Origin of the sequence: Mycobacterium sp. (assembly GCF_049683935.1) — a bacterium.
In the GTDB taxonomy this organism is placed as follows: domain Bacteria; phylum Actinomycetota; class Actinomycetes; order Mycobacteriales; family Mycobacteriaceae; genus Mycobacterium.
The window spans coordinates 1-10,583 of sequence record NZ_JBAUJR010000500.1; the positions used below are offsets into that span (position 1 = coordinate 1).

The 10,583-nt window shown below is 67.3% G+C and carries 12 protein-coding genes; 9 read left to right on the plus strand and 3 right to left on the minus strand.

What is annotated here, in order from left to right; translation table 11 throughout:
* The first annotated feature begins 165 nt into the window (after positions 1-165).
* Positions 166-1,374 (plus strand): CaiB/BaiF CoA transferase family protein, encoded by a 1,209-nt coding sequence (locus WA965_RS28590; protein WP_526448273.1) that lies wholly within the window; start codon positions 166-168, stop codon positions 1,372-1,374.
* Here the strand turns inward: WA965_RS28590 and WA965_RS28595 are convergent.
* Positions 1,329-1,892 (minus strand): TetR/AcrR family transcriptional regulator, encoded by a 564-nt coding sequence (locus tag WA965_RS28595; RefSeq protein WP_526302441.1) that lies wholly within the window; start codon positions 1,890-1,892, stop codon positions 1,329-1,331. The genes WA965_RS28590 and WA965_RS28595 overlap by 46 nt on opposite strands.
* A gap of 127 nt (positions 1,893-2,019) precedes the next feature.
* Here WA965_RS28595 and WA965_RS28600 point away from each other — a divergent pair, with 127 nt between their 5' ends.
* Positions 2,020-2,211, plus strand: a complete 192-nt coding sequence (locus WA965_RS28600) for a ferredoxin (RefSeq protein ID WP_526302443.1) — start codon at positions 2,020-2,022, stop codon at positions 2,209-2,211.
* Between the two features lie 80 nt (positions 2,212-2,291).
* Here the strand turns inward: WA965_RS28600 and WA965_RS28605 are convergent, their stop codons facing one another.
* Together WA965_RS28605 and WA965_RS28610 are read right to left on the minus strand one after the other, a co-directional pair.
* Entirely contained in the window at positions 2,292-3,098 is an 807-nt protein-coding gene (locus WA965_RS28605) for an acyl-CoA thioesterase domain-containing protein (RefSeq protein WP_526448274.1), read from the minus strand.
* Between the two features lie 9 nt (positions 3,099-3,107).
* A complete protein-coding gene (locus tag WA965_RS28610) occupies positions 3,108-3,947 on the minus strand; it encodes an SMP-30/gluconolactonase/LRE family protein (protein ID WP_526297704.1) in 840 nt (279 codons plus the stop codon).
* A 144-nt stretch (positions 3,948-4,091) separates the two neighbouring features.
* On the opposite strand from WA965_RS28610, the gene WA965_RS28615 reads away from it, so the two are divergent.
* The 7 genes from WA965_RS28615 to WA965_RS28645 form a co-directional block, all read left to right on the plus strand.
* The gene (locus WA965_RS28615; protein ID WP_526297658.1) at positions 4,092-4,796 is read left to right on the plus strand and encodes an NIPSNAP family protein; all 705 of its coding nucleotides are present in this window, start codon (positions 4,092-4,094) and stop codon (positions 4,794-4,796) included.
* An 8-nt stretch (positions 4,797-4,804) separates the two neighbouring features.
* Positions 4,805-6,025 carry a cytochrome P450 gene (locus WA965_RS28620; RefSeq protein WP_526448275.1) on the plus strand — a complete coding sequence of 407 codons (1,221 nt, stop codon included), beginning with the start codon at positions 4,805-4,807 and terminating at the stop codon, positions 6,023-6,025.
* 1 nt (position 6,026) lies between these two features.
* Positions 6,027-6,995: a zinc-binding dehydrogenase gene (locus WA965_RS28625; RefSeq protein WP_526297662.1), complete on the plus strand. Its 969-nt coding sequence runs from the start codon at positions 6,027-6,029 to the stop codon at positions 6,993-6,995.
* Positions 6,996-7,002: 7 nt separating this feature from the next.
* Positions 7,003-7,797: an HpcH/HpaI aldolase family protein gene (locus WA965_RS28630; protein ID WP_526297706.1), complete on the plus strand. Its 795-nt coding sequence runs from the start codon at positions 7,003-7,005 to the stop codon at positions 7,795-7,797.
* On the plus strand, positions 7,797-8,528 hold the full coding sequence (locus tag WA965_RS28635; RefSeq protein WP_526297664.1) for an SDR family NAD(P)-dependent oxidoreductase: 732 nt from the start codon (positions 7,797-7,799) through the stop codon (positions 8,526-8,528). The genes WA965_RS28630 and WA965_RS28635 overlap by 1 nt, the downstream gene beginning before the upstream one ends.
* A gap of 7 nt (positions 8,529-8,535) precedes the next feature.
* Positions 8,536-10,059 carry a flavin-containing monooxygenase gene (locus tag WA965_RS28640; protein ID WP_526297666.1) on the plus strand — a complete coding sequence of 508 codons (1,524 nt, stop codon included), beginning with the start codon at positions 8,536-8,538 and terminating at the stop codon, positions 10,057-10,059.
* On the plus strand, positions 10,056-10,583 hold a 528-nt coding region (locus tag WA965_RS28645; protein ID WP_526448276.1), incomplete at its 3' end, for an alpha/beta hydrolase. The genes WA965_RS28640 and WA965_RS28645, both read left to right, overlap by 4 nt.

A 10,583-nucleotide genomic window follows, 5' to 3' on the forward strand; every position in this document is an offset into this window, starting at 1 on the left:
GTGGCGATCCGGCCCATTCCGCGGCTCAGGTGTGCCGCCAGGCCCACGGCGGGCGCGATCCGATTTTCGAGGACGGGCACCGCTGGCCTCCCTAGGCTGGACCTGTAGCCCCATCAGGCTTACAAGAGTGCGGCCCGTTGTAAAGGCCGCGGATAAGGAAGCTACATGGCGGGACCGTTGGAGGGCGTCACAGTCGTCGAACTCGGGGTGTGGGTGGCGGGTCCCGCCGCCGGCGGCATCCTCGCGGACTGGGGTGCCGATGTGGTCAAGATCGAACCTCCCGACGGGGATCCCGCACGGATGTTCGGCCGGATGCTGGGCATCAGCCCGCAGGACCGCCACCACGTGAGCCCGCCGTTCGAGATGGACAACCGCGGCAAACGCAGCGTCGTGCTCGACCTGTCGACCGACGACGGGCAGGCCCGGGCGCGGGAATTGATCAGTGGCGCAGACGTTTTCCTGACCAATATCCGGGTGGGGGCGCTGCGGCGCATCGGTCTGGACTTCGAGGCGGTGGCCACCGGCAACCCGCGGCTGATCTACGGGTTGATCACCGGATACGGGACCGCAGGGCCGGATGCGGACCGGGCCGCCTACGACGTCGCAGCGTTCTGGGCGCGCGCGGGCCTGGCACACCTGCTGACCCGGCCGGGCGACTCGCCGCCGTTCCAGCGCGGCGGAATGGGTGACCACATGGCCGGCATGACTCTGGCCGGCGCAGTGTGTGCGGCACTCGTCGCGCGGGGGCGTACCGGGGTGGGGCAGTTGGTGTCGACATCTCTGTACCGACAGGGCGCATACACGGTGAGCTTCGACCTGAACACGTTTCTGCTCACCGGCCACTCGATCTCCATCGGCCGGCGTGAGTCGATGGGTAATCCCTGCATGAACAACTACACCGCCGGGGACGGCCGCAGGTTCTGGCTGGTCGGCCTGCAGGGGGATCGTCACTGGCCCGCGTTGTGCGCTGCCGTGCAGCGTCTCGGCTGGATGGCCGACGAGCGATTCGCGACCGCTCGTGCGCGTGCCGCCAACGCGGTGGAGCTGATCGGCGAACTCGACACGATCTTCGCCACCAGGCCACTGGACCGGTGGGCCGAAGCCTTTGCCGCTCAGCCGGATCTGTTCTGGTCGCCCATCAATTCGATGGAGGACGTGGCAGCCGACGAGCAGTTCCACGCCGCCGGCGGGGTGGTGTACGTGCCCGACGCCGAGTCCAGCGTGCCGATGGTGGCCTCACCCGCTGATTTCTCCGGCACGCCGTGGGAGGTTCGTTCCTGTGCGCCTGAACTCGGTGAGCACACCGAGGTTGTGCTCGCCGAACTGGCTCAGCGGTCGTCGATCTCGCCGTCCCACAACGGCGCCGGTGCGTGATGTCTCACCCGGGCGGCGTGGCGCAGTTGGGCCAGGAAGTCATCGCTGTCGTCGCTGCGCACCAGATACTGTGAGATGGCCACTCGAACTGCGGTCGCGGCCGACAGGGCGGCATCGGGTCCCGTGCACAGCCTCTCCAGGCGGTCCCGCATCAACGGCAGCACCCGCGCCATTCGTCTGATGACCTGATCGGGCTCGACGTCGACCATTCGCAGGCCCGGATAGGACAGCTGCTGCTCGACGATGACCTGCAGTGCGGCATCAAGCTTTTCGCAGTCGGGCAGGGTGGCGGTGGCCCGGGCGATGGCGCGCTCGTAGAAGCGCCTCTCCCAGACGACGAAGGCGTCGAGCAGTTCCCGTTTGTCGGTGAAATAGCGGTACAGCGTCGGCCGGGAGACCCCGGCCTGCTGCGCCACCTCGGACAACGACAGCTTCGTCGCACCGTTGCGGCCCAGCACTTCTGCGGTAGCCGCCAGAATTCGTTCGCGGGTCGAGGTGTCCGGCCCGGGCGGTTGCATGGTGACAGCTTTACAAAATATTGTCCGAGTGTCACGCTAATCGTGTGACTGCTCGGACTTCCCGCCCGCCTCTGGGTTTCGGGCGGCGACGGTGCCCACATCCGGTGACAAGTCCTCGGGAGCGGCCATGAAGGTCGGGGTCGATCTCGCCAAGTGCACCGGGCACGGCATCTGTGAATCCATCGCCGACGAGGTGTTCGAGGTGCAGGACGACGGCATCGTGGTGATCCATGACGCGGAGCGGCCCGAATCCGACCGCGACCGGATGCAGCGAGCCGTCACCCAGTGCCCGGCGGCGGCGTTGACGCTCAGCGACTGAGCGTGCCTGCCGCGGAATAGCATTCCCGGCTGCTCGGAATGGCTCGAGCGCAGCCCGGAATGCTATTCCGCGGGGCGCGCTTACTGGCGGGGGCGGACCAGAACCGACTGCTGGATCGCGCCGACGGGCCCCTGCTCGTCGAACAGCGTCCCGATCGTCGTCCCGATCCCGTCGGGTCCGTAGTTGGTTTCGGCGCGGATGCCGATCCACTCACCGCCGGGCACCCGGTGGACGTGGACCACCAGATCGGTGTTCAGGAACGTCCATCGACGGATGTCGAGCTTGGTGCCGATCCCGTTCGCATCGTCGGCCACGGCGAACAACCGCTCCAACGGTGTCATCGACTCGCCCTTGACCAGATCGACGACCGGCTTGATCCACGACTCGCCGGGGCCTTCGCCCATCGGAGTCGTGAGCCAGCGCCAATCCAGGCTGTGCACGTAGTTGCGGTCCCAGTCCTTCGTCATGTCCCGGCTGACCGCATCGCTCACCGGGCGCAACGGCGGAGCCGGGGCGTGCACGACCGCCGTCGTGTCGAGAGTCTGCAGCCGCCACCCGCTGGCACGCGCCACCGGTCGCGGCTCGCCGTCGGGGCCCACCGCCAGCATCTCGGCGCTGACAAGTTCGATCTGGCGGCCCGACCGCTCCCGCGTCGCGCGCACCCACAGGTCGCCCTCGGCGGGTACCGGCCCCAGCAGGTCGATCAGCACCCGGCTCAGCCGGGTGTCCGGGCGGGCCTCGCACCGTTGCAATCCACGCACCAGCAGCGCCGACACCGGGGCGGCGTGCTGGATGGCGGCAGACCAGGTGCTGCGGACGAAGTCCGTCGCTGCGAATCGTTGCCCCAGAGGGTCGCCGTCGATCAACTCGTAGTAGGAATCCGACATCTCGACCTCTCAGCGCTGCCCGGCGACCGGGACGTCGACGACGGTGGCGTCCAATCGGGACAGTCGTGTCCCGATCAGACGTTCAGGGTAGGCATCGGTGGAGGTCACGAGGAACAGCAGATTTCCTTCCGGGCCGCCCAGCGCGCAGGCGATGGCCATCCGGTCGCCGACGTCGATCCGGTCGGTCACGGTACCCACGCCGCCGTCGTGCACGATCCGCTCGAACCGGTGCGCCAGTGTCATCGCCGCCCACACCCCGCCGCCGTCGTCGAGGCAGATCCCGTCCGGTGGGCCGCTGAGTCTGTCGGCGAAAACCCTTCTCTCGCTTAGGGAACCATCGGTCCCGACGGTGAACGCAGTCAATCTCCGGCCGGTGGACTCGGCCACGATCAGTGTCCGGCCGTCCGGGGTCAGCACCATGCCGTTGGGAAAATCGAGATCGCCGGCGACCACGATGGCGCGCCGGTCGACGCCGCGGTCCGGATCGATGCGCACGATCACCCCACCCGACCGTGCCTGCGAACCGACGTAGGCGCAGCCGTGCCGGTCGACCACCATATCGCCCAGAGGAGCGGACGTCAGCCCGGACAGATCGGCCACCAGGCTGACCGTCTCCCCGTCGTAGCCGAGCACCTGCCTGCGCTCGGTGGACACGATCAGCAGGGTCCCGTCGGGTCGAAATCCCAGCCCTGACGGCGCATGTCCGGTCAATGGCAGCGTGCTCATCTCACCGCTGAGCGTCACGGTGTGTACCGCCTCACCGAGCATGTCGGAGAACCACACCAGCCCTTCGAACCAACGCGGCCCCTCGCCGAAGCAGAAGCCTTCGGCCAGCGAGGTGAGCGTCATCATGCGGGGACCTCGACGAGCATCGGGACGGAGCACCAAGTGACTTTACAAAACACGCGACAAGTGTCACGCTCGCTGGGTGTCACTGTCAACCACCTGCAGCGTCGGTGTCTCCGTCGGTGACCGGACCCGGCAATCGTGAACATGAAGAAGTACCACAGCCACACCCTGCTCTACCTGCACGAGACGATCGACCTCGGATCGGTGCGCGGCGAGCAGTTCCTCTCCGAGTTCAGTGGCGTTTACGAGCCGATGATGAGTGAACTGGGCGCCAGGCTGTTCGCGATGTGGGAGACGACCCCCTTCAACGGGCACTGGCCTCAGGTCACCGTCATCTGGGAGATCGACGCATTCGCCGACTACGCACGCATCGGGCGCGCCCAAGCACCCGGTGGCAGCCACCGCGACCACGCCGTGCAGTGGGCGATGTTCCTGCGCGACAACGGGGCTCGCGGAGAAGGCCGGATCATGTATGCCGGTCGCAGCAACAGGACACTGGCCCAGCTGCGAGACGCGGACTTCAAGGCCGAGGTGGTGATCCAGGAGGTCATGCAGACCAAGCCCGGCCGCCAGGACGACTACATCCGTGAACTCGAACGCCTGTACGTGCCCTGGTCGGAATCCACCGGCAAGCGCTGGCTCGGCTCGTTCATCACGACCTTCCGATTCAACGAGGTGATCCACTACTGGGCCCTCGAAGGCGGTTGGGACTGCTTCGAGAACCACTACCCGTCGTGGAAGGGCAGCCCGCCCGCGGAGATCGTCACCTGGATGAGTGTTGCGCCCGCACTGCGCGACGGGTGGGAAGACTCGATCCTCGCCGCGCTGCCGCCGTCCCCGCTACAGTGAGCGCGGATATGGCTGCGACACAGCATTTCCTCTACGACCCCTTTGATCCGGCCGTGATGGCCGACCCGCTGCCCTTCTACCGCGTGCTGCGTGATCAACACCCGGTGTACTACGTCGAGCAGTGGGACATGTACGCATTGTCACGATTCTCCGACATCTGGAACGTGTTGGAGATCAACGACGGAACGTTCGTCGCCTCAGAAGGAACGCTTCCCTCGGCGGCCGTGCTGGCCGAGCACAATGACGGGCCGGTTCCCGATCCGCCGATCCATCCGCTGCCGTTCCATGCGAACTTCGACGCGCCGATGTACGACGACGTGCGCCGCTGCACCGCTGCGCCGTTCCGTCCCAGGAACGTCTCGAAGCTGGCCGCGCGGATCCGTACCCTGGCCAACGAACGTCTCGACGAACTACTGCCGCGCGGCCGGTTCGACCTGACCCAGGACTACGGCGGAATGGTGGCGGCGTCGATCGTCTGCGAACTCGTCGGGTTGCCCACCGATCTCGCTGCCGATGTGCTCGCCACCGTCAACGCGGGCAGCCTCGCACAACCGGGCAGCGGTGTCGAGGTCGCCAATGCCCGACCGGGCTATCTGGAGTACCTGGTGCCGGTGGTGCAGCGCAGGAGATCGGACTCTGGCGATGAGGTGCCGATCGTCGACAACCTGCTGGCCTACCGCCTTCCCGACGGGTCGGCGCTCAGCGATGTGGAGACCGCGGTGCAATTGCTCGGCGTCTTCATCGGCGGCACCGAAACCGTCCCGAAGATCGTCGCGCACGGGCTCTGGGAATTGTGCACTCGGCCCGGCCAACTCGCCGAGGTCCGCGCGGACCTGGACACCAACGTGACCGTCGCGCGCGAAGAGATGATCCGCTTCTGCGCACCCGCGCAGTGGTTCGCCCGGACGCTGCGCAGGCCATTTTCTCTGCACGACACCACGATCGAACCGGGACAGCGCATCATCTCCCTGCTCGCGTCCGCCAACCGGGACGAGCGGGAGTACCCCGACCCGGACGAATTCGTCTGGAACCGCCCGATCGAGCGCCTGCTCGCTTTCGGCCGCGGCCAGCATTTCTGCCTGGGAAGCCACCTCGCACGCCTGGAGATCACGATCATGGTGACCGAATGGCTCAACCGGGTGGCCGAATTCCGGGTCGACACCGAGGCGGCGCTGCGGCCGCCGTCGAGCTTCCAATGGGGATGGAACACGATCCCGGTGGAGGTGTGAGGTGTGGTCCCACCGGCTGATCGCGCCGTTCACGTTCGAGAAGACCGAAGTGCCACAGTGCTCACCGGCAGCATTGGACGACGGACAGGTGCTGTTGCGGTTTCTCGCCGCGGGAGTCTGCGGTAGCGATCTGCCAGGATTCCGGGGATCCAAAGGGCGATTGCCCGGCGACACCGGCGCCTGCGCCGCCGAGAAGGACGGCTTCCCGATCCACGAGATCGTCGGCGAAGTCATGGCCAGCCGTCATCCCGCACATCGGCAGGGAGACCGCGTCGTCGGCTGGGCATCGGGCTTCGACGGGCTGATGGAGCAGGTTGTCGCCGACGGTGACGGCCTGGCGTCCTACGATCCGTCGCTGAGTCCCGCGCACGCCGCCGCGCTGCAGCCGTTGGCGTGTGTGCTCTACGCCGTGGAGCAACTGCCCGAACTCGCGGGCCGCCGCGTCGCGGTGCTCGGGCAGGGATCGATCGGTCTGCTGTTCTCCTATGTCGTCAAGGCCGCCGGCGCCGCCCATGTCACCGGGGTCGACCCGGTTGACCGCGCCGACGCCGGCGCCGCATTCGGGGTGGACCGTGTGGTGCGCGCGACCAGTGATCGCTGGGTGAGTGGACTGGGTGCGGATGACAGGCCCGACATCGTGATCGAGGCAGTGGGTCACCAGGTCGCGACGCTGTCGCACGCGGTGGAGGCATGTGCGCCCGGCGGCACCGTCTTCTATTTCGGGGTGCCCGATGATGACTGCTATCCGATCAGCATGCGCACGATGCTGCGCAACAATCTCACCCTGAAAGCCGGTGTGACGCTGGATCGTCGGCGGGTCCTCGAGCGGGCCGACGAGTTCGCGAGGACGCACCCGGGTCTGCTCGACCGCTACGTGACCCACACCTTCGTCGCCGATGAGGTGCAAGCGGCATTCGAGTTGGCGTGCCGGCCGGTTCCCGGTCGCATCAAGATCGCGATCGTGTCCTGAGAGGCGACTGACGGTGAGCAGACTGCAGGACCTCCTCGCCACCACGGCGCAGGTGTGGGGAGGCTGGGTGGTGGGACCGACGGTTCTCGGGCCCGAGGAGTTCGCCCAGGCCGGCTACGACTACGTCGGGTTCGACGTCCAGCACGGGTATCTCACCGACGCTGACGTCGCTCTGATGCTGCGCAGGCTCGAACACCTCCCGATCGCCACGCTGGTACGCCTGCCCGGCGCCGACGCCGCTCCGATCGGCAGGGTGCTCGACGCGGGCGCCGACGGTGTCGTCATCGCCATGGTCGAATCCGCCGCGCAGGCAGCCGCTGCGGTCGCGGCGACCCGATACACCCCGCGGGGTGTGCGTAGCTTCGGGCCGCTGCGAGCGAGCATGGGGACCGACCTCGCCGCACTCGAAGCGCGGGCATCGGTGTTCGTGATGGTCGAGACGGCGCGGGCGGTCGGCGCGATCGACAAGATCTGCGCCGTCGAGGGGGTGACCGGCGTCTACGTCGGCCCTGCGGACCTGGCCATCTCCATGGGGCATGGGCCTGCAGACGCCTGGACACACCAGGAAGTCGGCGACGCGATGGCGCACATCCATCACACCGCCACCGCGGCGGGGCTGATCAGCGGGGTGCATGCCGGTACCGGCGGGCTCGGAAACATCGCAGTGCAGAGAGGATTTCGGATGATCACGCTGGCATCGGAGTCACAGGCGTTGCGCCGCGGGGCGGCCGCACACCTGGCCGAGGCACTCGGGACATCAGACAGACGCGAGCCAGCCGAGAACCGGCCGGGGGCCTACTGATGGCCGGCGACCGGGTGGCACTGGTGACGGGTGCGGCCCGCGGTCAGGGCGCGGCCATCGCGGCCCGTCTGATCGAGGACGGCTTCCGTGTCGCGGCGTGCGACCTGCTCGCGGAGGAGTTGGCAGACACGGTAGCGGCGCTGGGTGCCGATCGGGTGACCGCCGTGGCACTGGATGTGACCTCGGCCGACCAATGGGCAGCGGCGGTCCGAGCCGCCGTCGACCGATTCGGTGGGCTCACGACCCTGGTCAACAATGCCGGCGTGCTGCATCGTGCTGCACTGTCCGACGAGACGGCGGCGGGGTTCGAGGAATGCTGGCGGGTCAACTGCCTCGGGCCGTTCCTCGGAATCCAGGCTGTGCTACCGCATCTGCGACAGGCCGAGAGCGCAGCGATCGTGAACACCTGCAGCACCGGGGCGATCCGGCCGTTCCCCAACCACGGTGCCTACGGGTCGTCGAAGTGGGCTCTTCGGGGGCTCACTCAGGTCGCCGCGGCCGAACTCGCGTCCGCGGGTATCAGGGTCAATTCCGTGTTCCCCGGTGCGGTCGCGACGCCGATGCTCGACGAGGCCACGCAGTCGCGCCTGTCTGCAAACGCGATGATGGGCCGCATCGGCAAGCCAGTCGAGATCGCGGACGCAGTGGCGTTCCTGGTTTCCGAACACGCCTCGTTCATCACCGGATCGGAGCTCGTCATCGACGGTGGGCAATCTCTGCAGATCGGATGAAAAACCCATGACCAAGACGCTCTCCGTGGGAATCATCGGTGCCGGCCCCGGCGGCATGGCCCTGGCAATCTTGCTGCGCAAAGCAGGTTTCAACGACTTCACCGTCTTCGATCGCGAGGACGGCGTCGGTGGCACCTGGCGGATCAACACCTACCCGGGTCTGGCCTGCGATGTGAAGTCACACCTGTACTCCTACTCGTTCGATCTCAACCCGCACTGGTCGAGGCTGTGGTCCGGGCAGCAGGAGATCCTCGAGTACTTCGAACGTTGCGCACGGCGTCACCGGCTCGACTCGAACCTGGTGCTGAACACCGAGGTCGTCTCGGCCAGATGGGAATCGGCAACCAGGACATGGCGGTTGGTCACCGCCGGCGGCGACGAGTACGAATTCGACATCGTGGTGTCGGCGGTCGGGCTGTTCACCCAGCCGGTGATGCCCGACCTATCCGAAGAGCAGCCGTTCACCGGAACGGTCATGCACACGGCACGCTGGGATCATTCGGTGGACCTGACCGACGCGAGAGTGGCGATTCTCGGGACGGGTTCGACTGCGGCACAACTGGTTCCCGAGGTCGCGAGGCGGGCCGCAAAGGTGTACTCCGTCCAGAGGTCACCCACGTGGGTGCTCCCCAAACCGGATCGGGCCTACACCGCGCGCGAGAAGTGGCTCTTCGCACACATTCCGCTGGCCAAGAAGATCTATCGCGCCAGGCTGTGGATTCGCAGCGAGTCGAACATCTCCGTCATCGAAGACGGCAGTGACAAGACCCAGGAGTTCAAGGGTGTCGCGCTGAGCGCGTTGGAAGCCGCCATCACCGACGAGGATCTGCTTCGCAGGCTCACCCCTGAGCACCCGTTCGGTTGCAAGCGCCTGGTTTTTGCCACCGACTATCTGAAAGCGCTGAACCAGTCGCACGTCGAGGTGGTGTCCAGCCCGGCGCGCGCACTGCGGGCCCGGTCGCTGGTGACCGCGGACGGCACCGAGCTCGACGTCGACATCGTGTTGTGCGCGACGGGTTACGCTGCGGCGGATTACCTGGGGCAGATCGACGTGCGCGGGGTCGACGCCGCGGCGCTGAGCGACACCTGGCGCGACGGCGCCTTCGCCTACCTGGGGATGTCCGTACCGGGATACCCCAACTTCTTCATGCTCTACGGGCCCAACACCAATGTCGGTTCCAACAGTGTCATCTTCATGCTCGAGGCGCAGGCCCGATATATCGTGCGGGCACTGAAGTACATGCGGCGCAGGGACAAAACCTATATCGAGGTCCGCTCGGAGGTGATGTCGCAGTTCATCACCCGGGTCGACGCGTGGATGCAGGGGACCGTGTGGTTGACCCGGTGCAGCAATTACTTCCGGGCCGCCAACGGCAGAGTCGTCACACAGTGGCCACGCAGCGCCCGCGACTTCTGGAGACTCACCCGGTGGTTCCGGCCCGGGGACTACGTCTTCTCCGATACCCAAGTGCATGCGCGCACGCGGTCGGACCTTCGGGTCGGCGCCCGGCACACGGAGGAGCGGCGATGACGGAACGTCCCGCGGCGCGCGACATCGCCGACCGACTCGACCCCGTGCTGCGTCCCCTCGCCATGGCCCGCACCGATCTGGCGCCGGCGGTGTTGGGGGCCGTGCGTGATTCGCTCAACCAGCGGCGGGCGGAGACGGCCGCCACGGCAGACACCGTGGGTGTCGAGATCGAACAGCGTGATGTCGCAGTCGAGGCGGGCAGGGTCGTCACCGTGCGGATCTACCGCGGCGGTCCGCCACCGGCCCCCGCGGTCGTCTACTGCCACGCGGGTGCGTTTGTGCTCGGGAACCTCGACACCGACCACCGCCAGTGCATCGAGCTTGCACGCCGTGGCCGGTGCACCGTGGTGTCGGTGAATTACCGGCTGGCGCCTGAGGATCCGTTCCCGGCAGCGTTGGATGACGCGATCGCCGTCCTCGCGTGGGTGGCCGACAGCGCAGCGGCCCTCGGCGTCGATGCCGATGCTCTGGCAGTGGCCGGAAGCAGCGCGGGGGCCGCCCTCGCTGCCCGGCTGGCCCAGCGC

Coding starts and splice junctions, on each gene's coding strand:
- WA965_RS28590 (WP_526448273.1), top strand. CDS start 166: ATGGCGGGACCGTTGGAGGGCGTCACAGTCGTCGAACTCGGGGTGTGG.
- WA965_RS28595 (WP_526302441.1), bottom strand. CDS start 1,892: ATGCAACCGCCCGGGCCGGACACCTCGACCCGCGAACGAATTCTGGCG.
- WA965_RS28600 (WP_526302443.1), top strand. CDS start 2,020: ATGAAGGTCGGGGTCGATCTCGCCAAGTGCACCGGGCACGGCATCTGT.
- WA965_RS28605 (WP_526448274.1), bottom strand. CDS start 3,098: ATGTCGGATTCCTACTACGAGTTGATCGACGGCGACCCTCTGGGGCAA.
- WA965_RS28610 (WP_526297704.1), bottom strand. CDS start 3,947: ATGACGCTCACCTCGCTGGCCGAAGGCTTCTGCTTCGGCGAGGGGCCG.
- WA965_RS28615 (WP_526297658.1), top strand. CDS start 4,092: ATGAAGAAGTACCACAGCCACACCCTGCTCTACCTGCACGAGACGATC.
- WA965_RS28620 (WP_526448275.1), top strand. CDS start 4,805: ATGGCTGCGACACAGCATTTCCTCTACGACCCCTTTGATCCGGCCGTG.
- WA965_RS28635 (WP_526297664.1), top strand. CDS start 7,797: ATGGCCGGCGACCGGGTGGCACTGGTGACGGGTGCGGCCCGCGGTCAG.
- WA965_RS28640 (WP_526297666.1), top strand. CDS start 8,536: ATGACCAAGACGCTCTCCGTGGGAATCATCGGTGCCGGCCCCGGCGGC.